This window comes from Glycomyces sambucus, from assembly GCF_900102815.1.
Classification (GTDB): Bacteria; Actinomycetota; Actinomycetes; order Mycobacteriales; family Micromonosporaceae; genus Glycomyces; species Glycomyces sambucus.
The window spans coordinates 42,704-69,216 of sequence record NZ_FNGF01000010.1 but is presented as its reverse complement, the minus strand read 5'-3'; the positions used below and the strand labels follow the sequence as shown (position 1 = coordinate 69,216).

The 26,513-nt window shown below is 65.4% G+C and carries 16 protein-coding genes, 1 tRNA gene and 1 pseudogene; 8 read left to right on the top strand and 10 right to left on the bottom strand.

All coding sequences use genetic code 11. The features are described 5' to 3' along the window. Positions 1-154 precede the first annotated feature (154 nt). The 5 genes from BLS99_RS24580 to BLS99_RS24560 all read left to right on the top strand — a co-directional run bounded on the left by BLS99_RS24580 (position 155) and on the right by BLS99_RS24560 (position 3,074). Positions 155-922, top strand: coding sequence for a methionine ABC transporter ATP-binding protein (locus BLS99_RS24580; protein WP_091054382.1), 768 nt, complete (start codon positions 155-157; stop codon positions 920-922). After that, positions 919-1,578: a methionine ABC transporter permease gene (locus BLS99_RS24575; protein WP_091054381.1), complete on the top strand. Its 660-nt coding sequence runs from the start codon at positions 919-921 to the stop codon at positions 1,576-1,578. Before BLS99_RS24580 ends, BLS99_RS24575 begins: the two co-directional genes overlap by 4 nt. Before the next feature lie 35 nt (positions 1,579-1,613). Beyond that, the gene (locus BLS99_RS24570; RefSeq protein ID WP_091054380.1) at positions 1,614-2,450 is read left to right on the top strand and encodes a MetQ/NlpA family ABC transporter substrate-binding protein; all 837 of its coding nucleotides are present in this window, start codon (positions 1,614-1,616) and stop codon (positions 2,448-2,450) included. A gap of 88 nt (positions 2,451-2,538) precedes the next feature. Next, positions 2,539-2,611, top strand: a tRNA-Trp gene (locus BLS99_RS24565). 67 nt (positions 2,612-2,678) lie between these two features. Continuing rightward, complete coding sequence (locus BLS99_RS24560) at positions 2,679-3,074, top strand: hypothetical protein (protein WP_143034947.1); 396 nt, start codon at positions 2,679-2,681, stop codon at positions 3,072-3,074. Positions 3,075-3,173: 99 nt separating this feature from the next. Here BLS99_RS24560 and BLS99_RS27835 read toward each other — a convergent pair. The 3 genes and pseudogenes from BLS99_RS27835 to BLS99_RS24540 form a co-directional block, all read right to left on the bottom strand. Continuing rightward, a pseudogene (locus BLS99_RS27835) lies at positions 3,174-4,229 on the bottom strand (recombinase family protein); the annotation flags it as partial. 1,172 nt (positions 4,230-5,401) lie between these two features. Next, on the bottom strand, positions 5,402-5,977 hold the full coding sequence (locus BLS99_RS24545) for an HD domain-containing protein (RefSeq protein ID WP_091054378.1): 576 nt from the start codon (positions 5,975-5,977) through the stop codon (positions 5,402-5,404). Between the two features lie 16 nt (positions 5,978-5,993). Next, the gene (locus BLS99_RS24540; protein ID WP_143034946.1) at positions 5,994-6,410 is read right to left on the bottom strand and encodes a hypothetical protein; all 417 of its coding nucleotides are present in this window, start codon (positions 6,408-6,410) and stop codon (positions 5,994-5,996) included. A gap of 805 nt (positions 6,411-7,215) precedes the next feature. Here BLS99_RS24540 and BLS99_RS24535 point away from each other — a divergent pair. Beyond that, the gene (locus BLS99_RS24535; RefSeq protein WP_143034945.1) at positions 7,216-7,800 is read left to right on the top strand and encodes a hypothetical protein; all 585 of its coding nucleotides are present in this window, start codon (positions 7,216-7,218) and stop codon (positions 7,798-7,800) included. Positions 7,801-8,003: 203 nt separating this feature from the next. Beyond that, positions 8,004-8,708, top strand: a complete 705-nt coding sequence (locus tag BLS99_RS25890) for a DUF8175 domain-containg protein (RefSeq protein ID WP_143034944.1) — start codon at positions 8,004-8,006, stop codon at positions 8,706-8,708. 27 nt (positions 8,709-8,735) lie between these two features. Here the strand turns inward: BLS99_RS25890 and mads8 are convergent, their stop codons facing one another. From mads8 to mads2, 7 genes are read right to left on the bottom strand one after another with little or no spacing between them, the layout of a single operon-like run. Then, positions 8,736-14,102 (bottom strand): methylation-associated defense system ATP-binding protein MAD8, encoded by a 5,367-nt coding sequence (gene mads8 / locus BLS99_RS24530; RefSeq protein WP_091054375.1) that lies wholly within the window; start codon positions 14,100-14,102, stop codon positions 8,736-8,738. Further along, complete coding sequence (gene mads7 / locus BLS99_RS24525; protein ID WP_091054374.1) at positions 14,099-15,688, bottom strand: methylation-associated defense system protein MAD7; 1,590 nt, start codon at positions 15,686-15,688, stop codon at positions 14,099-14,101. Before mads7 ends, mads8 begins: the two co-directional genes overlap by 4 nt. After that, a complete protein-coding gene (gene mads6 / locus BLS99_RS24520) occupies positions 15,685-19,749 on the bottom strand; it encodes a methylation-associated defense system protein kinase MAD6 (RefSeq protein WP_091054373.1) in 4,065 nt (1,354 codons plus the stop codon). Before mads6 ends, mads7 begins: the two co-directional genes overlap by 4 nt. 2 nt (positions 19,750-19,751) lie before the next feature. Beyond that, positions 19,752-21,179: a methylation-associated defense system restriction endonuclease subunit S MAD5 gene (mads5, locus tag BLS99_RS24515; RefSeq protein ID WP_091054372.1), complete on the bottom strand. Its 1,428-nt coding sequence runs from the start codon at positions 21,177-21,179 to the stop codon at positions 19,752-19,754. Next, complete coding sequence (mads4, locus tag BLS99_RS24510) at positions 21,176-21,796, bottom strand: methylation-associated defense system protein MAD4 (protein ID WP_091054371.1); 621 nt, start codon at positions 21,794-21,796, stop codon at positions 21,176-21,178. The genes mads5 and mads4 overlap by 4 nt, the downstream gene beginning before the upstream one ends. A 27-nt stretch (positions 21,797-21,823) precedes the next feature. Next, complete coding sequence (gene mads3 / locus BLS99_RS24505; RefSeq protein ID WP_091054370.1) at positions 21,824-23,149, bottom strand: methylation-associated defense system AAA family ATPase MAD3; 1,326 nt, start codon at positions 23,147-23,149, stop codon at positions 21,824-21,826. After that, positions 23,146-25,239 carry a methylation-associated defense system DNA methyltransferase MAD2 gene (gene mads2 / locus BLS99_RS24500; RefSeq protein WP_091054369.1) on the bottom strand — a complete coding sequence of 698 codons (2,094 nt, stop codon included), beginning with the start codon at positions 25,237-25,239 and terminating at the stop codon, positions 23,146-23,148. The genes mads3 and mads2 overlap by 4 nt, the downstream gene beginning before the upstream one ends. A gap of 571 nt (positions 25,240-25,810) precedes the next feature. Between mads2 and BLS99_RS24495 the strand changes: the two genes are divergently transcribed. Further along, the gene (locus BLS99_RS24495; protein WP_176953524.1) at positions 25,811-26,449 is read left to right on the top strand and encodes a DUF4143 domain-containing protein; all 639 of its coding nucleotides are present in this window, start codon (positions 25,811-25,813) and stop codon (positions 26,447-26,449) included. Positions 26,450-26,513 lie beyond the last annotated feature (64 nt).

Sequence of the window (26,513 nt, the reverse complement as noted above, 5' to 3'; positions counted from 1 at the left end):
GACTTCTAGGCTATGAACTCGCAGCACTCCGACCGCCTCAGCGACGCCGACCGCGCCGCCGCGTCGTGCTGCCGAATGTGCGCCTGCTGAGGGCTCCTGCACCGCCGCGCCCCGAAGCGGCGATCACCCACAGCGAAAGCGACCTTCCTTCCTCATGGACTCCAGTCCCAGCATCCGCCTGACCGGCGTGACCAAGCGGTTCGGTGACCTCACCGCGCTCGACGACGTCTCGCTCGAAGTCGCCCCCGGCGAGATCTTCGGCATCCTCGGCCGCTCCGGCGCCGGCAAGTCGACGCTGCTGCGCACCGCGAACCTCCTCACCCGCCCCGACACGGGCACCGTGGAGGTCGCCGGCCGCGACCTGACCGTCCTCGGCGGCCGCGAACTGCGGGCCGCCCGGTCGCAGACCGCGATGATCTTCCAGCACTTCAACCTGCTGTCGAACCGGAACGCGGCGTCGAACGTGGCCCTGCCGCTGCGCTTCAGGGGCACGAAGCGCGCCGAGCGCCGCGAGCGCGCCCTCGCCCTCCTCGACCTGGTCGGCCTGTCCGACAAGGCGAAGGCGTACCCGGGGCAGCTCTCGGGCGGCCAGCGCCAGCGCCTGGCGATCGCCCGCGCGCTCGCGTCCTCCCCTGAGGTGCTGCTGTCCGACGAGGCCACGAGCGCCCTCGACACCGACACCACCGACGAGATCCTCGACCTGCTCGCGCGGCTCAACCGCGAACTGGGGCTGACGATCCTGCTCATCACGCACGAACTCGAAGTGATCACCCGGATCTGCCACCGCGCCGCGGTGATGGAGTCGGGCCGGTTCGTGGAGATCGGGAACGTCCCCGAACTCCTGGCCGACGCCGACTCGCGCCTGGGCGGGCAGGCGCGCCGCCTGGCCGCGCGCCTCCTCGGCGAGGAGGTGTCGCGATGAACGCCAGTGACCGGCTCGTCGAACTGCTGACGGAAGCGTTCTGGGAGACCCTGCACATCGTCTCGGTGGCGGGCCTGTGGACGCTCGTGGGCGGCCTGCTCCTCGGCACGATCCTCTACGTCACCTCGAAGACGGGCCCGAAGCCGATCGCGGCGGTGAACGCTCCGCTCGGCCTCATCGTGAACATCGGCCGGAGCGCGCCGTTCGTGCTGCTCATGGTCGCGGTGGTGCCGCTGACGCGCCTCATCACGGGCACGAGCATCGGCACCGAGGCGGCGATCGTCCCGCTCACGGTGGCCTCCATCCCGTTCTTCGCGCGCCTCGTGGAAGGCGCGCTCCTCGAAGTCCAGCCGGGCCTCATCGAAGCGGCCCGCTCGATGGGCGCTGCGACGCCCGGCCTGGTCTGGCGGGTGGTCCTCCCCGAAGCGACCCCCGGTCTGATCCGCGGCTTCACCGTGACGCTCGTCGCGGTCGTCTCGTACTCGGCGATGGCCGGAATCGTGGGCGGCGGCGGCCTGGGCGACCTCGCGTACCGCTACGGCTACCAGCGCTTCGAGACCGAGTACATGATCTGGCCCCTCGTGATCCTCGTCGTGCTCGTCCAGCTCTTCCAGATCCTCGGCGACCGGTGCGCCCGCACCCTCGACCGCCGATAGACCAGTAAACCCGCACCTTCCTTTAGGAGAAGACTATGTTCAATCGCCGTGCCCTGATCGGCAGTTCCGTCGCCGCCGCTGCCGCCCTGGCGCTGACCGCCTGCGGCAACGACTCCGGTGAATCCGAAGCCACTGAGACGAACGGCACCATCGTCGTCGCCGCGACGCCGGTCCCCCACGCCGACATCCTCAACTTCATCGCCGAGAACCTGGCCGACGACGCCGGCCTGACGATCGAGGTCGAGGAGTTCACCGACTACGTGCAGCCGAACGTGGCGACCTCGGACGGCTCCGTGGACGCGAACTTCTTCCAGACCGAGCCCTACCTGGACGAGTACAACGCCGCCAACGGCACCGACCTGGTCACCGTCGCGGCGGTGCACATCGAGCCGCTGGGCCTGTACTCCTCCTCCGTGGCCTCGGTCGAGGAGATCCCCGACGGCGCCCAGGTCGCCATCCCCGGCGACGGCTCCAACGGCGGCCGCGCGCTCGCCCTCCTCGCCGACGCGGGCCTGATCACCCTCGCCGACGGCATCGACGCGACGCTCGCCACCGAGGACGACATCGCCGAGAACCCGAAGAACATCGAGTTCGTCCCCCTCGAAGCGGCCCAGCTGGCCCTCTCCCTGGAGGACGTCGACGCCGCGGTCATCAACGGCAACTACGCCCTCGAGGCCGACCTCAGCCCCGCCGAGGACGCCCTCTACAGCGAGTCGCCCGACGGCAACCCGTACGCCAACTACCTGGTGACCACCGAGGCCAACAAGGACAACGAGGACGTCCAGAAGCTCGCCGAGCTCCTCCAGTCCGACGAGGTGAAGCAGTTCATCCTCGACACCTGGGCCGACGGCTCCGTCGTCCCGGCCTCCTGACCTGCCCTTACATCACCGCCAACCCGCTTGCACCGGCCGGACCGCAGCACGTAAGATAGTTGCGGCCAGCCAGGCAACGGGCTGGTGAAGGAGTGTGGCGCAATTGGTAGCGCATCGGTCTCCAAAACCGAGGGTTGCAGGTTCGAGTCCTGTCACTCCTGCAAGACCGGCATTATCCGAAAACCGGGTCGCAATGAGCGGCCCGGTTTTCGACGTTTCAGGCCGCAAATGGTCGCGCCGCTCAGGCAGCAGCGGCGTGAACGGCGAACTAATCTCGTCCGCGCTGACCTTCGGCTCGCCGGTCGCTTCATCGACGTACACAAGCAGCCGCTTGAAGTACGACCTGTGGAACGGCTTGTGGAAATCCTCCGGCAGCGCCTTCAGCAGTCGCCTCGGATCGTCCAGCAAGCCCAGCAGCATCCCGATCGCCTCGCCGGCCCGTTCCACCTTCACGTCCCCGACTTCGTTCAACCGCTCCTCGACCGAGCCCAGCTCATCGCGAAGGCGGCACATCTTGGCCTCCAGCCGATCCTGCGGCCAGGCCGGATTGCCGACGAGGTCGAGGAGCTGGTCCTGCTGCTCGACCAGTCGCCGATGCTCGGCCTCCAGCTTCTTCCTGAGTGACGCTGTCAGCAGCCCCTTCTCCCGCAACGCCTTGTCGACAGCCGCCCGCAGTTCCCCCGCGAGCGAGGGCGGGACGTTCAAGGTCGCATAGTGCGCAGCAATAGCAGCCTCCATCTTCGCGACCGGCAACCTCGGAGACTGACAGTGCTTGTTCGCCCTACCGCTGCAGAGGAAGTACGAGTACATAAGACCCCGCCGGTTCTTGACGGTGTCGAGGTAGAACCGCGTCCGACAGTTCGCGCACCACAGCAGCCCCTTCAACGGATGGTCGTAGACCCGTTCGCGAGTACCTGCGCCGCGCTGGTTCACGAGCACGCTCTGGACCCTGTCGAACAGCTCCTGGGTGATCAGCGGTTCGTGGCGGCCGTCGTATTCCTTGCCCTTGAACACGACGCGGCCCAGATACCTGCGGTCGCGGAGCAGCCGCCCGATGGTCTCGATCGTGACCGGCCGACCGCTGGGCACGTCCTTCCTCGGACGAGTGCGAAGCCCCGCCTCAGTAACCGCCCGCTGGAGGTCTTTGAATCCATACCGCCCCGTCGCGTAGAGCTCGAACATCATGGCGACGAACGGCGCCCGCTTGGGGTCGACCGCGATGGTCCGAACTTCGCGGCCGTCGACCTTCTCCCCCACGTTCAAGTACCCGAGCGGGGCGAGGCACGGGATACCGCCACGGGATGCCTTCGCGGCCAACTTGTAGGCCACGTCCGCCCCGGACGCGCGCGACTGGTACTCGTTCACGCCATCGAGGATCGCGGCCACCAAATCGCCGATGTAGCTGTCCTCGGTGTAGTCCATGATCGAGACGAGCTGCACCCTGAGCTTCCGAAGCTCCCGCCGCGTGATCGCCGCATCGGTCGTATCGCGGTGCATGCGCGAGCGCGCGTAGACGATGATGGCGTCCACGTCTTTGGAGTTGCGGACCCTCGCCATCATCTCCTGGAACTTCGGCCGGCCGTCAACGGTCATCCCCGATTTGCCCGGCTCAAGGTATTCATCGAGCACCTCGAACCCGAGATCCTCGGCTTTCTGGAGGCACGCCTTGCGCTGCGCGGGAATGGAATTCCCTTCGGGGTCGTAGTCGGTGTCGACTTGGCTCCGGGAGGACACCCGCAGGTACAGCACCGCTCGCTTCTTCTTTGACGTTTCGCTCATGCTCCATCGGCCTTCCGATCGATCTCGTCGGTCTGGCACGCAGGTCTGGCCGTCTCAGATTCGTCTTCCGCGATCAGGAGGGCCGCATCGACCAGGATTGCCGCGATCGAGTCAATGTCGATCTCTTCGCGAGGCTCCCCTACGACGCGAACCCTGGGCTCTCCGGTAACCACGGGAGCCACCGCACTTGACCAGGTATTTTACGTGCCACTGCCACCGTATGCCCGGTTCGCACACCTGTCGAGCGACCGGGAAATCGGCGCCTCCGGGCACGCTCGCCGCTCCGGATGGAGGACGGAGCACAGCCAAGGCAAGGCAGCCTGAGAGAAGGTAGCGAGATGCGGTCATGCAAGAGGCGTGTCTCGTCGACATCGCGATGCAGCCTGGACGACCAACAATCCTATCCCAGTGATCACGCAGAGTCAAGCATCAGTTCTCGACCAGAAACTCACCACCTATATCTCATCCCCTTGAGGCGAAGCGGGACACGTTGACCATTCTGACTGCCAGCTCTCAGTGTCACCTGCTCACCTGAGCTCACCGAAGCCCGCTGGATCAGTAACCTTGACGAGCTCGGGGAGGCCCCGGTCTCAAGGTGGCTGCGGTTGGCGCTTCGGCGCGCAGGCGTGGCTTCAGGCCCGGCATAAGGTGCCGCTGGGCAGTTTCCCCTATAGCGCCTTACGGGGATATGTATATATTCAGGGTTTCTACGACTGACTTAAACTGCCGCTCATCCTGCGGAAACGCTTGGATACTGGGCTTGGCGACAGGGAAGTATCCGTGGAAGGGGGGATCTGGAAGCCCCAGTCTGGAAGCCCCAGCCCGGAAGGGGCGCAGGATCGAGATCGCAGAACGGCCGCGAGGCGGTCAATCGGAGACACACTGCCGATCTTCTTAGCGGTGTCACAAGCCCCGCACGCTGAGCCACCGCTCGCATGTCGAGATTCGTAGGTGGTCGGTAACCAAGCCAGTAACCTTCGCGAAGAGGCAGATTCCCTACCTGTATGCTCCGCTTCCAACAGCGGCAGGTTGAGCTCGAGCGCCCCGCCGGTGAAGTGGATGCCTGTCGGGCCGTATCAGTAGCGACGCCGTGCTCTACCCATACAGCCCCCTCAGTCCCCGGACTGAGCACTATCACCCAGAATGCAACTTCCCTGAGGCAAACTCAAATCTCAGCCAGACGGCCGTGCTCGAACCTGCTCCCAAGCAAGCGGATTCGCTTCGAGCACTTCCTGGGCAAGTTCACGTGCGGTATCGGTCTTCAACGCCGCCAGACTGCTGTCGATCCAGCGACCAACGGTGGCGACTCCCTGATGCCGGTACTCCACGGCCTGGATGAGGCATTCGAGCTTGTCAGCATCTTTCGCGCACTGCGCTTCGGCAGTCTCGCCTGCCTCGAACTCGGCGATGGCATCCCGGATCGTGCCCGCAACCGGATCAGGACACTCCGCGGTCTGGTCGGCCACGATCGTCTCGGGATCGGTCGCGTCAAGGTAATGGTGGCCGATCTTCGGAATGTCCCCGATCCGGGTCTCCGGGGTGTCGTGGAGGATGCACAGCATCGCGGTGCGCGCAGGATCCGCCCCTTCGAGACTGGCGAGCACCATCCCGGTCAGAGCTGCTCGCCAGGAGTGCTCGGCAATGCTCTCCGGGTCCCTGATACCGGCGAGCCACCAGCCCGAGCGACGAGCACGCTTCAGAAGCCCAGCCTCGAGTAGATACCCGGCAGCTCCGGCCAGTTCTGTCATGGCTTGCCTCTCCAGCTCAACTCCTGAGGCCGGCGAGAGCCTCGCCTATCGAGCCTAGTTCTTCTCGCGACAGATCAGAAACTCGACCGCTGTCAGCGAGCGGCTCGAGATGCTCCGCGAGCATCCGCGTCGTATCCGGGTCGTCGACCAACAGCCCCCGCTGCGAGCGCAAGAGCAACCAGAGATTGTGAATATTGAGGTCGACCAACGGGTGGTCAGCGTGAAGGCGTTCCACGAGATGCACGTACATGCGGGTGCCGTGCCATCGCCGGTCGCTGCGCACCATGAAGGCGTCGTCACCTTCGCGATCCCGCAAATCGCCAACCCAGTAGGCCGTGTAGTTCAGGGCCGCTATCTCGCAGTCCTCGCTGGGATGGGCGCGTGCGATGAAGTCGCGAAGCGGCTGCGGATCACCTCGGTAGGCTCGCGACACCACGAACGACCTCGCATCAGCCCAAGATGGCGACCACGGTTCCCCTCCTACGAGGTACCGAGACGCTCGAGAAGACAGACCGATACGTCGAGACCTGCAAGTCCGGCAAGGAAGCATGCCTGCCGCCGTAGAAGAACATTCCCTTCGATCCCTCGTGAGCGGTACTCCGTGAGCTCGAGAAGGTTCGTCTCCATCTGTCGCCGGTCATCACGACCAAGCTCCGGACCAGCCGGGGTTGGACCTCGCCGCCGACGGCTCGGCAACCTTCGGGTGAAGGTCGGGGCCACCCAGAGAACGCCCAAGTAAGCAGCTCCGTCAGGCGCAGATCCATGACGCAGCCGGCAAGCGGATGGCGATCCACGTCGACTGACTCCCAAGGACTGACCACAGCCGTGAGGACAAGATCCGCTTCGACCGCCACAGGAAGCAGCGCAGCCAGTTCCGAATCTGCCCCGAGCTTCAGCAACTGCTGACTGATCTGCCGAAGCTGCGCTACTGCGACCGAAGCCAAGGGCCTACGCCCGGATTCCCAACTCTGGACCGTCGTCGGGTCAACACCCACAGTCTCCGAGAAGCTCTCTTGGCTAACCGGGATCGAACAGCGGGCCGCCTTCAGGAGGAATCCACTGACGCCCCCATAAGGCCGCGTCTCACGTCTCAACGCCCACCGCACCTCTCAAACCCGTACCGCCAGTCAGTGTTTCAAAACCCCTGGTCTACGTAGCGTCAAGTGTCATCGACCTGGTGAGACAAGTCAACGCCCCATCAGATCGACAGACCGACCGCCGAGGGGGAGAACCGGTAAATGAACGCGACAACACCCAGCAACGGCCATGATCCCAAGGCCGTCTTCGAGATTCTCGGCGAATGGGAGACTCCATCCGGGAACCGACTCACGCTCAAGGCCCGCAAAACGACGGGGTACGCATCCGTCTGGCTGAACTGGCACGGCAAGCCCGTACGAATCGGCTACGCTCTCCACGCTGGCGGAGTCGTGCGTGAAGTTCGGTGGGAAGAGCCTTGGAACGAGCAGACCGACGTCTGGAAGACCGAGCAACGCAAACACGTCGCCGCTCTCATCGCCGCCTGGCACGCTGGTCAGCCCATACCTCTCAAGACCGAGCTCCCCGAGACCGTCCTCGGCACCTTCAACATCGACGGCTTCCGGTTCGCCGTCGAACCCACCACGGCTTCAGAACACGCGGTGCTCAGCGTCGTCAACGTAACCGGGGGCCTGACTCCGGTCGCCGACCTCCTCCACGAAGACGGCCGAATCTGCGGCATGGCAGCCCGCCCCGGCTGGAAGAGCACCCCCAACGGCCGCAAACGCCGCTGGCGCCAAGAATCCGAATCCATCCTGACCCGCGCCACGACAACAGGCAAGCTCTGAACTTTCCTCCAGCGGGACACCCCAGGTGGGGCGTGTCCCGCCCTACAGTCGCAGACATAGCCAAGGCTGACTCTGGTTGCTCCAAATCGCTTCGCGACTGCACCCATCGACGCTGCCGAAGGGTTCGGAGCCCACATCGACTCGAAGAGCTCGGCCCAAGTCGGGTGATCCCTGCATTGCATCCCTAGTGCAGAATATGTCGCATGTCTACCATGCGTATCCCCTCACGCCTGATCGTTGTTGCAACGCTGGCCCTGGCCGTCGTAGTTGCCTTTTCTTGGTGGCTCGCCACCACAGACCCCAGCGATGATGAAGCATCTTCGAACGACCCGACGGCATTCCAGGCCGACGAGACCGAGCACGCCGATGCATCGCCCACGGCGCCGACGGTACCGGACCTTTCAGACGTGCAATGGACTTACGACAGCGGAAGAGCCTACCCCTACTCCGAGGCCGCCGGCCCCGCTGAATGGTCCGCAGGCCAGCCGGCCGCAGGGTTCGCACACTCCCCGGGCGGCGCCATCCTCGCCGCGTTCCATATCTGCGCCCGATCTGGACCGCCGTTTTCGCCCGAGACGCGTCTGGCGACGATCGACGAACAGATGACCGAGGGGCCTTCAAGAGATTCGTTCCGAACCGCCGTTGAAAACTCACTGAACGATCCCTACCAAGAGCCTCAGGATGTTCCTGTCGTATCCGGATACATTGTCCACTTCTACAGTGACGCCGGAGCCTTGGTCGAGATCGCAATCACTCAAGGAGAACTTGATGCTGCGTACATCCTCGAAGTGGAATGGGATGAGGCCCAAGAAGACTGGCGCCTTCACCCTCCCGCCAATGGCGAGGACTGGCAGGAGGAATTCCGACAGATCCCTACGCTAGAGGCATTCACCGCCTGGGGCCCGTGACCGACGAGCGCCGAAGGAGTCGTCTCCTCATGACAGGGCAGTGCGGGTCGTACCGCCATGGCGGGTCAAGCGCGGTCGAAGCGAAATCCTGACAGCTGCCTTGGTGAACTCCGGCGCGGTGGCTCTACCCGCCCAAACGTAAGCGTCTCCGGACTGCAGGCTAGCCAATTCCGCCGCGGTCAGCCCGGTAAGCGATGTGTGGGCCTTCTGGAGGTGCTTGAGCCATGCCGGGGAGTTGAATCGGTGAAGGATCACGTGGTCCGAGAGCTCTATCAAGGCGACTGGGACCGAGGGCGGGTCTTGGCTGGCCACGAGGACGCTCATGCCTTTATGGCGCATCTCGCGGACGCTTCCGACCAGTCCTTGAATGAGATCAGGGCTGTCAAGATACTTGTGCGCCTCATCGAACACGACAAGCTTGTTGAAGTGATCCCCGTCTGGGCCGGACGTTTCAGCGAAAAGCTCCATGAGGACCACGAAGAGCCCAAGCGCATCATCGGTCTCGATCATTTCATCACGCAGGTCGACAATGATCATTCTCCCGGGTGCGACTAGGTCACCGATATGCGTGGTGTCGTCGATGAAGTCGGCCGCCATTTCAAGCCGCTGCCGCGCCAGATCCTTGTAATGATCCCGCATTGACGAAGCGTCGACGCCGGAGCGGATGGCGTCGAGCGTCATGGCGCGCCGGTTCGCTTTGAGGATCCGGCCGAACTCCCGGATATACGTCGACTGGTTGCCGACCGCGCCCATCAGGAATTTCCAGTGGGAGGCACGCAACTCACCTGCGGCGAATTTCAGCGGACGGACTTCGATGCCGCTGAACTCCATGGATCGCTTTCCGAGTTGGTCTTCAGGGACCAGAAGCACGACATCGGCCAGCGAGGTCGGCTGAGCACCGTAGCGCTCGCGGAGCCACTCGATCTGCGCGGCGTCCCCGTTGGGTTCAATCATGGCCGTGAACTCGGGCGCGTAGTCGCCGGTCTGACTGTAATGGAAGACGATGGTCGCCAACGGGCTAGGCAGGCTGCCTACACCCGGGGCCGGTATTGTGGCGGCCTCGATCACCGTGCCGAGCGTGTAGCTCTTGCCCGACCCCTGTACACCGAAGAGGCTGATCGTATGCGTCTCGTTCAGGTCCAGTGCCACCTTGCGACCGTCGACTTCACCGATGACCCCGTACTGCGGCGAGGGACGCGTGCTTCCAAGGAAGATGTCGGGTACGTAGGCCTCGCCGTCAGGTTTGGCCTTCGGGTCGAAAAGCGGATCCTTCACGTCGTGCTGCGGCTGCCGATCGGCCTGCGGATTCGGATCGAGCGGTGCCGTGGTCGTTTCGCCGGTGCGTTCTGAAGCCGTGTAATCGAGATCCTCTTCCAGGTCGGTCGGAGCGATCAGTTCGGGGATCAGGTGGTGGCGGTCAGCGCTCTTGAACGAGGCTTCGCCCAATCGCGGCAGTGTCGTGGACTCGATGTCGGCCAAGCTCGGCGCGGAACTGTCAGAGAGGGCTCCTGTTCGCAGGCGGGGATCGGTCTCCAACGCGCCGAGCAGTTCATCGATGAGCCCGCGACCGACCCGGTGGAAGTCGATCCCGTCCTCGACGACGCGCTCGGAATCCGTCCCGTCGAGGTCGAAGATCAGCCCGGTCCGGGTGAACTTCAGGCGGAAGTCGATCCAGTCGAGCCGGTCAAGCATCCATTCGGCTTCCAGTGCGGCCTCGTCGGACACGCTCCCGTGCCGATGCGCCCTGCGGAGGTAGAACCGCAGCGTCGACGCAAGCTCGGCGTTGCGCACCGCTCGATCCTCGCGAGGAATGCTCGGGTCATATCTCACCGTCAGCGCGTGTTCGCTGTTGTCGATCTGGCGGCGCATCTCGTCACGCAAGGCCGCAGCACCAGCCCTGTCGGTCGAGCCGGTGCACTTGACCTCGACGAGCCGGCAAGTGATGAGGCGGTCCTGGGCGTTGAGCTCGAAGAGCGCAAGGTCGGTCCGGTGAAGGCGGGTGGATTCGCCGACACGGTCGATCTTTCGTCCCGTGCCGCGGAAGAGCTCCAGGTGCGCGTCCAGCGGGACCAGGATCTGCCCTCGAAGCGCGCGTTCGTATTCGAGGTACATTCTCGCCATCGCCAGACCGATCGCCTCGGTGCGCTGGGCAGCCGAGATCGAGGCGGTCTTGAACGCCAGTCTGCCTGACAGCAGCCTGAGCTGGTCGAAGAAAGTAGCAGCATGCCGCCGGTCGATCCGCAGTCCGTGCTGGTCGGCGGTTGGCTCCAGCATGGCCCGCAACTCGTCCACTGAACCGGAACTGACCGTGATCCGAGGGGAGAGCCCGCGGGGGTCTTCGACAGCGTCGATGACATATTCGGTTCGGCCGGAACCGCTCGGGGCGTCGAAATACTCGGCGCCCAAGGTCCGGTCCACGGTGATGACCCAGTCCGCGCAGCGGTGAGCCTGGTGCAGTAGAGCACCGTCGGCGGGTCCCAGTGTGAGGCTGATCTGGGGAACCCGGTTCAGACCGGACTGGCCGGTGGCGACCGCGGACGCCGCGTTCGCCAGCATCGCGGGCAGGTTCGAAAGCAGGTCGGAGACCTCCGGTGCGCCCGGGACGATCGGCGCCTGTCCGTGGCGGGGGCGTTTGGTCCAGGTCGCCGTGGCGGTCGCGCGATCCTCACCGAAGTCGATCTTCATGTCCTGTACCAGGCCGTAGACCGGGGCGGGAGCAGGATCGACGCCGGGGACGATCGTGAACCGCTCCCCGGAGAACACGTCGAACAGCAGGCAAAGGTGTGCGGTGCCGTGTTCGGCTACGGCGCTGAACTTCTCCAGAGGGTCGATGGAGACGGCGAGTTTCGGAGTGCCGTCCCCGGTCGGCGTGCTGAACGTCTCGGCGTCTCCTGCCACCCCCCGTTCGCCCCGGAGCAGGTTCGACAGCGATTCACCAGCCTCGACCTCCTCGGGATCGGCGGTGTAGAGCCGCACCTCGTATCGCAGATCGGCATCCGCCTGCCGACGGTCCAACTCGACCAGGGCCGACGTGAGCGCTTCGGCCCTCCCCGGGTTCACCGCGGCGATGACCAGCGTGCGAACGTACGGGTGCATGCGGACGTAGCGTTCGAAGCGGTCGGCCAGGGCCCGGGGGTCGAGGCCGCCGCCGGGATTCCCATGGCCCGACAGACCGAGAAGCCCTCGGGATTCGTCGATCACCGCTCCCGCGTCGGCAGTCTCCGAGCAAGTCATGGCTTGCCAATCGGAGTCGAGGACGCCGGAGGCTATGTAGAGCCTGCCGTCGGGTCCTGGGACGGCCAGCGGGAATCCGACCGGCGTCAAGGCCCGCAACGCGCCGAAGTCGACCAGCGCGGATTCGGCATCCTCTGCCGATTCGGCGCCCTCCAGCCAAGCCCGACCCAGTGCCTCCCAAGCGATCGTCCACAGCAGGCGGAGCGGGTGAATCGGGGAGGCGAGAATCATCTCGACCGCCGATTCGGACTCGTTACTGGAGCCGTCTGATCGGACCACGGCGACCGTATCGATGCGCAGGAGGTCGCCGAGCGCCAACCGGTCGGGACCGCCCAGTTCGGAGCGCTCCGCGCGACGGAGCCGGTCCGCCAGCAACGCCGTGTACGCCTCGGCGTACTCGACCACCTCGTCCCGCAACTCGCCGATATCGCGTCCCGCGGCGATCATGCCGGTTTCGCCTCTGATAGCGGCGGCTACAGCGGCGCGAGCTTCAAGGTACCGCAGGGAAGCTTCATCAGAACCGATCGGGACTTCTCTGATCGGCTCTCGCAGTTCGGGTTTCGCGTTCTCGTTCAGGAAGAGCCGCCACTGCCCCAACCGTCCCGGCTCACCGGTCGCGGCGAGTTCGGCCTGCGCAAGCGAGGGCGACACGCTGATACGGGCCCGTCCTCCGGGCCCGAACGAGGCCTCGACGGTCCCGGCTCCTGTCCAGTGCGCGTCGGCACACGACAAGCGCCGCCAGTCGCGTCCCTCGGCCGCGGACTCGAAGCGAAGTCGGGTCAACTCTTCGACGACACCGTTCGCCTTACGGACCTCGGGCCGCTCGGGCTCCTCGTCCAGAGTCGAGTCGTCGACGATATAGAACCGGCCGCTCTCGTTGAGCGCCAACGCCCCTTCGACGGCCGGCTTCTCGAACGGAAGCGGGACCCCGTCGCGGGAGAGCGGCCGCACTCGAACGAAATACCAGCCTGGCTCCAGCTTCGCCTTCTTGAGATTGGTGAACGTGGAGGTGCGCGTCTTGCTCCGGCTCGCCTCAACCTTCGCGATCTTGCGGACGACGGCGCCATCGCCATCCTCGGCGACGAGCTCGACGCTGAACCTGGCAAGCCCTGGGATATCCCGTGGGTGGGGGTCGATCTCAAACCGCACCGCCAGCTTCGCCGCCGCGGAGACGTTGAGGTAGGGCTGCCCGGCGATGGCCCCCAAGATCTTGTGTCTGCTGTGATCACCGCGTACCCCTGCGACCGGCAGCTCCGGGTCCTCCACGTCGATCCGCACCGTGGTGCCGCCGCCGTCCCGCGGCAGCGGCCAGCGGTGGAGCGAAAGGTCCCAGTTGGTTTGGTCAGTCGCGATGCGCCGGGCCCAGGAGGCGGGGCGTTCGTGCCCATGGTTGACGAGAAATCCAGCCAGTCGCCTGCGGAAAGCGCCGTCGGTCAGCCGCAGAGCCGTGACCCGCTGGCGGGGCGGCTTCTCGCCGCTGTAGAGCTGGACCATCTGCTGGATGTTGCGGGCAGCCTTCGTGGCAAGGTGCTCGGGTTCGGCGAACAGCTCGAAGTCGGGGATGAGGCCGAGCTCGAACACCGCCGCTCCTGCGGCTTCGGGGTCAAACTCGTTGCGTTTCAGAGCGAGCAGGTAGCGGACCCGCTCAAGTTCCCCCGGCAGCTCCAGCTCCCGTGGAGCCGCTTCGGTGTCGAGTGTGCGGAACAATTCGTCGACGTGCTCGCGGAGCGGTTGCGGGAGCGATCCTCGCAGCCGCTTGGCGAGTTCTGCGTGGGCGCCTGTCGGCGACACCTCTTCGAAGGTGGCCGACCCGAACGAGTCTTCGGCGCTGGCGCGGGCGCCAGGGGGAATGAAGGCGAGCAGCGGCGGCCTGAGTCGACCGTCGGGGCCCGGGTTGCGGAGCTCCACGAGTTTGGTGCTGGAGGCGGCGACTTCGGCCGGTATCTCGGGAGCCGCCCCGAGCACCCAGATCTGGGCTTCCGGAGCGGCGCTGCGCAGGCTCCCGCACAGACTCACCGCCAGGGAGGTGTGCAGGTCGGTCACCTTCATGCAGTGCCCGACGCCGCGTCGGGCCAGCAGCGTGGCGAGTCGGCCGTGCAGGACGGTTCCCAGTTCGGCGTCGACGTCGGCTTCAGTGACTTCGGCGAGCCCTCTGGTCATACCTGGGATCCTTCGGTGTCGACGCTGTAACGAGGGGTGATGGTCTGTGTTAGGTAAGCATCCGACAGGTCGCGGTAGTACCCAATCTGGCGGAGGCGGTCGACGAGCGCTTCGCGGTTGGCCCGCAGGGCCGCCTGGTCGTCCACGCCGGCCCGGTCGAAACCGTCGCCGGGCGGGAGGGTGTCGATGTGGAGCCCATAGCGTTCCTTGAGGACGTCAAGGAAATCGTCGATGCGCATGGGCTGGGTGCTGCGCCCCCTGCCGCCTGGAGTCTCCCGAAGCAGGGTCACTTGGAGGAGGACTTCGAGCAGGCCGCTGTCGAGGACGAAGCGTCGCACACCTCGGTGCGGCTGCGCGATCATCGCACCCGGCCGCCGCTTCAGCATGAGGCTGTCAAGAGCCTGCACAATGTACTTGCGGTGGAATGAGACCCGGAGTGCGCTGATCGCCTCTACATACGTGGTGAACGGGTCGAGGCCGAGGTCGAAGAGATCGGTCAGCTCCGGATCGGGTTCGGCGTCCTTGAGATCCTCCTGAAGGCTGATCAGTCTCGAATGGCCGAACGCCTCCAAAGCGGTCTTGTGAGTCTTGGCGCGGAGGACGAGCAGCTCGTTCGCGGACAAGCCGTGCCCAGGCTTGCTGCGGACCCGATTCGCTCCGGCCGGGATCTGGGTGAACTCCTCGAGCTTCCGCAGTTCGAAGACACCGCGGACGAAGTCGGGGATCCGGTCGTACCAGGTCCTGGCGCTGCGCTCGGCCAGCCGCGCCGTATCGCCCGGGGCGCTCTCGACGTCCAGGAAGAAGCCGCCGGGCGCCGAATCTGCACCGGACAGCTTGGCCGGCACCGACTTGAGCAACAGCAGGTGGTAGCGGGAGAGGTGGAACGCGAACAGGATCTTCAGATGGTCGATCATAACCGACCTCGGCATGCGGTCCTTGTGGTAGAGCAGGCCGCCCAGGTCCTCGACCAGAAGCTCGGCGGCGTGCGGGTCGTACGGCGCGTATACCCTGCGTCCGTCCTCTTTGACCGGCCTGTCCGCGACCTCGTCACCGTCGGCCAGCCAGAGGTTGATCAGGGCCTGGGTCTCGACGTCGATCTCCTCGCCGCCGGCTGGCACGAGGAGGTCGGTGCTGCGTTCGATGCCGGCGAACAGGTACCGCTTGAGCCATTCGAGGGTCTGAGGGCCGCCGGGAGCGCCGCGCATCATCCAGTAAAGCTGCTCGTCCGCACCGTAAGCGCGGGAGTGCTTGGCCACACGGAACAGGTAGGTGAAGCCGTGCAGCGGTCTCGGCCCAGCGACCGCCTGACGGGGGGTACCGCGGTTGACCAGGTCGAGAAGGTGTGTCTCGGCCCACCGGTAGGCGGTGTCGCGGTCGAATCCCTCGAACAGGTCGGGGTGGGCGAGCATCGCGTCGACGAACGTGTCGACGGTGAAGTTCGGGTCGGACCGCCGCCGCGAGGCCTGCCCGTCCCAGCGCAGCAGCGGCAGGAGCCCGGTGAGCACCCGGTCCATGTCCACTTGTTTGTAGTCGAGGTGGCTCACCCCGCTGTAGGCGAACTCCCGGTGGTCCTTGCTCAGCGTCATCGAACGGCCTCCTCGGATTCGACCAGGGTCATGACCAGCCGCCGGTCGTCGGTGCGCCGCACCCTGTGCACGCGTCGGCCGTCCGAAGTGAGCAGTACCTCCTGGTACGGCGCGGCTGCGAGTTCGTTCTTGAAGATCTGGAGCCCCAGGTTGAGGCCCTGCTGGTCGGCGACGCCGGGCAGGTAGCCCCGACCGAGCCTGCGCAGGAGTTCGAAGAGGTCGAGCCTGATCCGCAGTTCCGGCGCGCGGCGGCCGGACCCGAGGTCGTAAGTGAGCACCAGTTCCCTCGGGCCGCCTTCGAGATACGGCGAGGTGTGGAAGTCCTCGGGTCGCAGCCGCAGCCCAGCCGCGTCGAAGGTCTGGTAGCCGCGGCTGGTCCCGTGCGGGACGTCGCGGATGCGCAGCGCCAGCGCACCGCCCGCGAGCCAACCTTGCGAGAGTCCTTCGCTTCGGTTCAAGGCGTCGACGAGTTCGCAGAGTTGCTCGTCCGGGTCGAGGATGCCGGAGAGCAAGTTCGCGAACTCGTCGCTGGTGCGGTAGGGCAGCATCGCTTTGGAGCGTTCGTCGTCGAGGCATTCGAAATAGAAGCGGCGCTTGGCGCCGGCGAGGTAGCGCCGGTGCAGGGTCCTGGCGTCGTCATCCGGGTCGCCGTCACGCGACAACCGCTCGAATCCGGAACGGAGCATGGCGAGGTCGAGTCCGCCGCGCCCGTCCACGTCCATGAGCGCCCGTCCGGCGTCGGGGCCGACGAAGTCGAGCCGCCGGTCCAGGCCGGGGTCGGGGGTCGCCGCGACGTCGACTTCGCGCAGCAGCGCCAGGAGCTTGTCCTTGCCGTCGCCGGGCCCGATCCAGCTGTTGAAGTAGAGGCCGTCGAGGATCGCATCGGTCTTGTTCTCGCCGTATACTGCGTGGATGTCGTCGCAGTCACGACCGGAGGTGACCGTGTAGGCGAGGGCGGACTGCACGTCCCGCATGGTCAGGTGGCGGACGCCTCGCAGTTCGGTGATCCTGTAGAGCCGCCGCAGGCGCACGGCGACCTTCGCGCCGATACCGGGATGCCCGAGGGTCTTCGCGTTATGCCGGGCGTAGCAGCTGTCGGCGAGCGCGCAACCGCCGCACGCCTCCCACCGGTCCGAGTCAGTCATGGCCGCGACCATCTTCGTGAAGACCGCGTCCCCTGGCGTGTCGGTATCGGTGACCAGGCTGCGGCGGTTGAGGTTCACGACCGCAATGCGGTCGTCCGCGCCTTCGCCGCGCAGGCCCGCCGCGATCGCCGCACGGAGCGCGGGGAAGCGGTCGCCGTGGGTTTCGAGGAGGTCGACCATCCGGCCTTCGTTGATGGCGATGAGCCTAGTCTCGCCCGCACTCCCGGCAAGGTCGGCGCCTTCGAAGGGCGCGAAGAACTCCAGGAGCACCTCGTCGTTGGCCTTCTCGCCATCGTCCTGGCTGCCGTCGTAGTTGGTAAGCAGGCGCAGCCCGTTCGCATCGGTTCCGGCACCGCTGCCGTGGCGGACGGGCTCAGTTCCGGCTTCAAGGGCAGCGGTGCGGATGAGGCGTTCGAGGAACTCGGTCTTGCCATCCCCGGCGTTGCCGGTGATGACGACCAGCCGGAACTTGCCGTCGAGAACGTCGGCGACGAGGACTTCGTCGAGGGCTGTCGGGACGTAGAGGTCGAAAGGGCTCTGCTGCCCGGCGCGGGTTCCCGCGTTGCTGCGGGGGCTCTGGCTGTACAGAGTCTGCAAATAGTCGACGAACGGGTTTCGTCCGTTGCCGAACCGGGCCGGCAGGTGGGCCGCTGCGGTCGGCTCGGTGCGACGCCAGATCTCGGTGCGGACCGCGGTGAGGGCGTCACGGAAGGCCTCGGCACTGCGGTAGCGGTCGGATCGGCCGGGGGCGACGGCTTTGAGCAGTACCTTGGTGAAGGCTTCGGAGAGGTCCCCGAGCCCGTCGAGATGCCGCGGGTCGGCGGGCTCGGTGCCACGGGCGTGCGCCGCGGAATCGAACGGGAATCGCCCGGTCAGGACCTTGTAGAGGGTGAGGCCGAGCGCATAGACGTCCCGGTCGGCGAGGTCGGGGGCGGCCACCGAGCCGTGCTGGCCCCAGTCGGGCGGGACGAACCGCGCGGTCCCGCCGGTCTTGGAGAGCGTGGAGTCGGCGGTGACGGCCACATTGAGGTCGATGATCTTGCACCCGGCTTCGGTCCGGAACAGGTTGTCCGGCTTAATGTCGAGGTGGTAGACGCCCTGCCCGTGGAGGTGGACGAGCCCTCCCGCGGCCTCGATGCCGAGGCCGACGACATCGGCGGGGTTGAGTTCTCCGGAGCGGGCGAGCTCCTCGGCGGTCTTGCCGTCGAGGTATTCGAGTTCCAGGTACGGGGTAGCGGTGCCGGGAAGGAAGTCGGCGCCGATCACCTTGACGATCGCGGGGTGCGGTGCCATGTCCAGCAGGATCCGGTACTCGGTGCTGAGCCGGTCGACCGCAGACTCGCTATCGCGGTCAATGATCTTCACGGCCCGCTCGGTCCGCGCGAGGCTATCGAAGACCCGGTAGACGACGCTGAACGAGCCGTCTCCGAGCCGGTCGATGACGGTGAACTTCCCGGTGAGCTGGTGTCCGGCAGTGAGGTTCCGATAGTCGGTGCCGCCGGATTGCTCCGGCGCACGGGACGCCGGTTTGCCTGCGCGCGTGAGGCGTTCGAGGGTACGGAGCGCTTCTGCGGCGGTCGGCCGGCTCGCTGCCGAGGTCCCGCACAGGCGCTTGACCAGGCTCGCGAGCCCCGGGGAGACACCCGACTGCTCGAACGGCAGATCTGGGAGCCCGGCGGTGAGACGGCGCTGGTCGGTGGCCGTCTCGAAGGGCAGTTCGCCGGTGAGGAGGCGGTAAGCGATGACCCCGGCGGCATAGACGTCGGAGGCTTTGGTGGCCGCCTGCACCTGCCCCTGGCATTCGGGGGCGGTGTACCGGTGGTCCATGTGATCGGCAAGAGCAATGCGGACGGTCTTGTCCCGCGGGACGGTGGGGCGCGCGTAGTCGAAACCGGTGAGCATCGCGCCGCCGGTGTCGCGGACGAGGACGGCGTCAGGCGTGAGCGCGCGGTGGATCACGCTGTTGGCGTGCGCGTGGGCGAGCGCGCGAAGGAGGTCACGGACGATGGCGAGCCGCGCGTCCTCACCGAGCGAGACGACCGGGTCGTCGAGGACCGCAGTGAGAGTCCGGCCGGGGACGTCTTCGAGGACGAGCACGATGCCGTTCTCGTCTTCGGTCTGGAAGCATTCGCGGGCCATCACGACGCATTCGTGGCGCGGCATGGCGGCGAGGAGCCGGTAAGCGTTGGTGACCTCGAACCGGCGCTGATCCCGCTTTTCGGGCGGCCCATACGGGTCGGCGCCCAGGACCCGCAGCAGCACCGTCTCTCCCGTGGGGACGGTAGCGTGGCGGGCCCGGTACTCGGTGGCCTCGTCGTCGCCGCCGAGGCGCTCGGTCACCTCCCAGGTCCCGAATCGGCGCGGTCCTTTCGGCATTTCGACTCCTCCGTGAAGGGAATAGAGGATTCCGACGTGCAGGCCGGTGATGTCCCGCAGCATGCCCGGGCGGAGGCGGGAGGCCGATTGCAGCGCGGCGATGAGACCGTCGAGGTCGGTGACGTCGATCGCGTCGGCGTCGGTGTTGCGGTTGGGGTCGAGGAGGCGGGCGTCGGTCGCGGTGAGCACGACGAGGTGGTCGACGTAGACGCGGTCGCCGCCGACGACATCGCGGAACAGGCCCTTGAGGGCGCGGGCGTGGCCCCGGAGTTTGCGCACCGGGGAGTGGAACGAGGCGCGTCCTTCGGGGTGCCACCGCGAACCGGCGACATGGATGCGCCCGCGCGTGCCTTTGACATCGACGACCGCGACGCTCTGTTCGGTGACGACGATGAGGTCGACCTCGTATGAGGTGCCGTGGGCGGGGATCTCGACATTGTGGAGGACGACCCAGTTGTCAGGAGCACTGTCCCGGAGGTGTGCGATCACGAGCCGCTCGGACTCGTTGGTGGGCGGTCCTCCCCCGACGATCTGGGCCATGGCTACCGGGCCTCCTCTCGAACCGCCTCGTCGAGCAAGGCGAGGGCACGGTCTTCGAGCGCATCGGCCTCGTCTCGGTCGCGGTAAGCCTGCCGGACGGTCTCGGCGATGCGGTGGCGGTCGGCGGGGGTGCACTCGGGAACAGGGACCCTAAGCCTCAGCACAGAGTTGATGTCCTGCGGTCCCGTGCCCGCGCAAAGCGAACGCATGATTCGGAAGGACACCTCCGAGCGCAGGTACGCAAACAGGTACGCACCTGGGAAATCCGGATCTCCTGATGTCACTCTCAAAAGATCCTCCGAGAACACATACCGCTCACGCCAGCTTTCGGGCAGAAAAGCTGCGCGTCCGATCAGAGCCCGATCCGTGAGAAGTCCCCGCGCTGCAACGAATATCGTTTCAGCCCGGGCCCGAAGTTCGGAAGCTTTGGCTGAGGGCAATGCGATCCACTTATCCTCTGGCCGCAGCCAGAACAGCTGTTCCTGCCCCATGAGGCGGTAGCCATGTCCCTCCTCAGCAGCCACCCGGGTGAAGCGATTCCCTCGGCGCAGTTCGCCAGCCTTACAGACTTCTCCGAGCGTACGATGCGGAACTGACTCAATCTGCCTGCGAAGCTTCGTAGCACGTGAGTCGTAATTCAACGCGCGAAGCGACTTTGAATCCACTCCCCAGGTAGCCGCTCCTATGGAGCGAGGTTCCTTGTACCAGGAAAAATCGAGCAGATCCGATAGATCTGCCGACACGAAGAGATCTTTAGTCGCCGCTCCGACACCGATCTGGAACCGGCCACGCAGATCCGCTGCTTCCTGGATCAGATCGTGGATGCGGGTCTCGACCTCATCGCCAAGGCGAGGCACTGGCAGGTCTGCGATGTGGCCCGGCTCAAGGTGTCGAATCATCGAACCGGACGCCTGCCCCGTCACTATTGGAATGCCATACTTGCTGTAGATGAATGCGAAGAGATAGCCCGGCAGGATTTTCGCTCGATCGGCTACGACCTTCAAAATATCCTGTGAAGCCCAGATTCCTTTCATATCTGATCGGGCATAGCACATGCGCCCCACTGTGCCAGAACACGAAATCAACGTCATGTCAGGTTCGACTCGGAGATGCGATAGCTTCATGGATTCGGCGTCGTTCTTACTGAGCAATGGAAGCGTCGAGAAGTCCGCCTCCATCATGTCGGTGCTGCCCAGGAATGGAACACCATGTTCCGGATCGCTGACATAGTTCCGCCTGAATTTCGGCCCGTTGTAGATGCCTCCGGAATGCCCCGTCGTCAGTGAAATAAGCGGCTCAGTTCTAGGCAAGCGCTCCAGCAGCTTCCGGGCCTCGAAAGCCCCGGACAGGTACGGCGAGGGGTCGAGACGGAAACCCTGGTCGGCGAGCCATACCGCACGCACCGGGTTCTGCATGTCGATGAGTTTCACTTACGGTCCTCCTCGAACCAGTCTCGCAAGGTGTCTCGCAGGATCGCGAACGACGGGTCCGTGCAGTTCTTGAACGACATCGCCCCGGCGACGCGTCGGAACACCGCGTTTCCCTTGTCAGCCCGGTGGCGTCGCCGCAGGTGTTCCAGCGCCGCCTTCGGCTTCGCCGGTTTCGCCATGCCCACCGGCCAGTGGCCGCTTTCTGCCAGGATCTTGCGGAAATCCTTGCAGCCGAGGGCCTTGCCGACATTCGGGTTGTCCTGCCAGAGCCAGATCTCCAGCTCGGGGTCGAACACGATCACCTTGTGCCGGTCCTTCCACTCGTGCCGTAGCGACCTTCCGATGTGCTCACGCATGTGGTCGGCTCCCCGGCTGCCTTCCCATTTCGCGTCGACCAAGACGACCGCGAACTGATGGCTCTTCTCGTAGGGGGACAGCAGCTCCCGGGCGCTCCCGTACACATGGGAGTCCTTGTAGGGGGCATGGGCGATGTCTTGGTCGGCGTCGAAGTCGAACGACCGGCAGCCGAGCACCCGGTGGAACTGATCGCGGTCGAAGAATCCGCGCAGCAGTTGCACCATGGCGTTGTCGGCCACGAGAAAGACGATGTCTCGCATGGGATGTCGCACTCCGGGAGGATTCGGTTACGAGAGCACACCGGTAGCGAACAGGCTACCGGTGTCCAAGCCGCCGCGCCATCCCCGCAGCTGGGGATGTTCGTCGCCGGGGATGACCTCGACCGCTCCGTCCTTGCCGAGCCTGGAGATCAGCACATCGGACAGTTCGGTGTTGGCGAGCACGATCGGCGAGTGCGTCGAGAGCCAGACCTGAGCATCGTGCAGGGAGTCGAGCGATTCGACGGCCGTCTGGATCGCCCGGGGGTAGATCCCGTTCTCCGGTTCCTCGACCACGAGCAGGCGCGGCAGCGCCGATTTCGGCAGGTACGGCAGCAGGCCGAGAGCCATGATGCGCAGCGTCCCCTCCGACAGCCCGGAGGAGGTGACGGTGTAGCCCCCTGTGTAGCAGACCTCGAAGTAGGCGTGGTGGTCCTCTTCCCGTTCGATCACGTCGATCGAGCGCACCTGCGGGAGCGCTGCCTTGACGTGGTCGATCCAGAACTCGAATCGTTTCGGAGCGTCCTCATCCTGGTTCCGCTCGTCCTCCTTCTTGAGGTCGAACGCCAGCCAAGGCAGGTTGCGGTAGGACGGCAGCAGCCGCGCCGGGTCGCCGGGGGGCGCGGCCTGCCGGAGGCGTTCCCAGTCCGGCTCAAGGAAGACGACGCCTTCGGAGAGCAGCTCCGAGAACCACAGCGAGGCCGGGAAGAGGCCCGGGTCCGACAGGATCGTGCCGAGCGCAAGCTGCCCCGGGGGGACCCGCAGCTCGGGGATCTTCGAGCCGCGGGAGGTGGTCTCGACGTTGAACCTGGCCGGTTCGCCGCGTTTGCGGCTCAGGACCGACTCCCAGGTGCGGGCGGCGAGCGAGTATTTTCCTCCGCTGCGGGGCTCTCCTTGGAACGGGACGCCGGCCTCGGGGCGTCTGGCACCGGCCGAGAAGAGGAACAGGTACTCCTGGGAGACCTGAAGTTCACGGTCGAAGAGTTCCAGGCCCAGTTCGTATCGAAGGTGACTCGGGATCTGGCCGACCGTCGAGGCGGTGCTGCGGTCGGCCAGGGTTTTAGTGACGATCTCCGGCAGTTCCGCCTCGATCGCGAACGACAGAGCGCTGCCGCGGCCCTGGTGGAATACCTCGGAGATCGTGTGCGCTCGCGGAGCGGACTGGTCGGTCCGCCGCTTCAGGAACGCCTCGGATATCCGGCCACGGCTGGACAGCAGGTCGCCCAGCAGCGACGGAATGTCAAGGAACGTGGTCTTGCCCGCTCCGTTGGCGCCCGCCAGCACCTGAAAGCCGTCCACGTCCACCGCGAGGTTGTGGAAGCAGCGGTAGTTGTGGGCTTCAATGCGGGTGATCACCGGGGGCTCCCGGGCTCAGGGTACTGCCCGCGGAAGCCACGGTAGGCCTCGACGATCTCAGGGAGATCGTTGTCGATGGCCTTCTCCCAGCGGACCAGTGTGTGAGTGGTCTTGTCTCCGTTTCGCTCGATCGTCTCCTCCTTGGTCGTCTGGACCATGACGACCTCGCCGTTCGGGTGGCGCTTGTTGACCTCATTGCCGCGGCGGTCGATGCCGACCTTCTCCGCCACCGCCATGAACACCGGGTAGTCGCCGCCGATCCCGGCCTGCGCGTCCATGATCTCTCGATCGGTCTTGCGCTTGAGGAAAAGCAAGGTGGTGAGGATGTTGACTCCGGCCTCGTGGATGAACGTCTCCACGGGCAGCTCAACGCTCGCGAGCACCCAGCAGTTCTCGAGGATCCAGCGGCGGACCGCCTCATCAGAGGGGCCAGGGTTGGAGAGGATGCCGTTGGGGAGGACGATGCCGATCCGACCTCCGGGCTTGACCCATTTCACCGCGCGCTCGATGAACAGCTGCTCCGGGGCCATCGCCTTAGACGGGCCGGTCGAGACGATTTCACCGGTCTCCTTGTCCCGCGACCAGTTGCGAGCGATGCCCTCCCAGTACTGGCTGAGAACCTCTTCTTCCTCGATCTTGATGTCGGTGCCGAACGGCGGGTTGGTCATGACCACATCGATGCTGCCGAAGGGGATCCGCTGGTCGGCCTTCTTGGCATCCTCCAAATGCCCGCCCGGAAAGTGGAGTGAGTTCATGTGGAAGATGTTGTCCTCGCCGACGTCGCCGCCGGTCATCATCATGAGGCTCATCTTCGTGGCGCGCACCAGGAACGGGTCGAAGTCGGCTCCGAACAGGTGGGCTTTGGCGTACAAGTCGAGGCGTTCGAGCAGCGCCTTGGTCTGCTCCTTCGACTCGCTCAGCTCGGTGATGCCCGACTCGTCCCGCCAGCGCTCGACCAAATGCCGGAGCGTTTCCTGGAGAAATCCGCCAGTGCCGCAGGCCGGGTCGAGGACCGTCTCGTCCTCCTTCGGGTCGAGGATCTCGACCATGAGGTTGACTGCGGCACGGGGTGTGAAGTACTGGCCCCGGTCGCCACGCAGGTTGCCGCCGACGAGCTCTTGGTAAGCGACGCCCTTGGCGTCGATCTTGGTGCCGGACAGGTCGTACGAGGCCAGTTCACCGACGATGAACGACAGCGCGTGCGGGGAGAGGCTGATCTCGTCTCGAGGCCCGAACAGTGGATACGTCTGCTTGACCTCTTCGAACAGCTTTAGGACCCGCTCCTCGATCGCCCTGCGCCCGTCGGTGGTGAACGGCTCGTCCGCGTAGGCGAAGAACCGTGGATCGGTGCCACGGAGGCGGCTGGTGCGCTCGTCGTGGATCTTCGCGAACAGGAGGTAGAGGAACTGCCAGAAAGCGGCGTCCTTCGGCAGACCCTCGTTGCCGTGCACGAAGTTGTGGCAGCGGCGGAAGGCGGTCTTGAGCATGGCCTCGTCGCCTTGGCGCAGCCGTGCGACCGAGGCGACCGTCCCACTGTCGACGTCGCCTTGGAGAGGCCAGCCGGCGCGGGGTTCGAACTTCTTGGCGAACCGGCCTTCTTCAGCGTGCAGGAAGAAGAAGTCGAGCCCGTTAGTCCACATCCCGTAGTGGGCGTTGGGGGTCAGATCGGTGGAGAGCAGGGTCTTCAGGTATTCGAGGTCCTCGGCCGCCTGCTCGTGGGTGCGGATCTTGGTGACCGTTCTACCCTTGCTCGGCTCGGGCCTACACACGACGACCCGTTCCAGATTCTTGAGGTCTGAGTGGTCGGCGCCAGCGGCGAAGATCGCGATGTCCGCCTTCAATGACTTGGTCTTGCCATTGTCGTCGGGGACCTTGATCACGACGTTTCGGGCCATGTCGGCGACCTTGATGTCGTACTCCTGCCAGAGCCCGCGGGCGACGGTCTGGACTACTGGCTCGGCGCCCTTGAGTTTGACGCGCTTGCCGGTGATGAAGTCGATCGTCTCGTCTTCCGCAAGCGGGGCGGGCTCGGCTTCGGGTTCTTCAGCAGGTTTCACCACGGCCTCTTCAAACAGCCCTTCTTGCCCCATTTGCACACCTTCACCCAAAACACGTCGCTGTTTGATCGCCGCTCCGCTCGACACTTGAGCGGGCGACTGCCGATGGGAGTCGCGCCTGAGAGTCGACCGTCCACGGCAGGAGGCGAGTATATCGGCCACCGGTGACCTTTCGGGTAACCGGTTTGTTCGAACAGCCATGACGGCGGCGAACCTGAGATCGCGTCGGAAATCCGACACAATGCGACACGCGTACGACGCAAAGGGTGATCTTGTAGCGAACCTCTCACCGCGTCTACAAACTCACAGCATGACGGATAGCGACGAAGCGTTCCCTGGTCCGCCCCCGCTTATGGAACTGGCCCGTCAATTCATCTCCGAGCGGACCCGGCCGAGGGAGTACTACTCTCGCGGCTACGGCAAGACCGAGATCCCGCTCGGCATCTGCTAGGCAAAGACCCTGGACCGCTTGGAGTCCGGTCGGTAACGCGGAGTCAAGCTCGGTACGGTGCTCGCGCGGGCGAACTTCTACCGAACTTCGCCCGCACTCTCCGATCACATGGCGAACCTCGTGAAGGCGGCCAGCGAATGACTGGTGCCGCGAGTGCGCGAGCGCCTTGGACGACGACGGCTGGTTGTTCCAGCAGTCCAAGGACAACGCTTCACTGCCAGGGTCACGGTCGCGAAGACCTTGCACGAAGCAGCAGGTATCAACAGCAAGACCGCGCAGGCGTACGACCACCTGCTCGGCAACCTCCTGCTCGTCGAGGAAGTGCCCGCATGGTGGAGCAACCGTCTGAAACGCCTCGCGAAGACGCCGAAGCGATACGTCATCGATCCGGCCATCGCGGCCGCCGTCCTTCAAGTGGACCGCCAGGGTCTGCGCCGCGACGCCGACATGGTCGGGCGGATGCTCGACACCTTCGTCGCCAGTCAGCTCCGCGTCGAGGCCCGCTTGGGCGAGTCGGATCCGGTGCTGCACCACCTGCGCACGAACGACCAACTCCACGAGGTGGACCTTCTCGCCGAGTACCCCGACGGCAGTGTGTTCGCATTCGAGATCAAGTCGTCATCGGCGGTCACGGCGAAGGACGGTCGGCATCTGGCCTGGCTTCGCGATGAGCTCGGCGATCGTTTCCTTGGAGGCGCGGTGCTGCACACCGGGCCGCGCTCGTTCACCCTTGGAGACCGGGTGCTCGCCGCCCCAATCGCGGCGCTGTGGTCACGCCCCAGCGCCGTGTAGACCTGACGATTTCAGTTCAGCGCCCAACGCTATGACCTGCGGGTACAGGTTCCCATACGCCTCG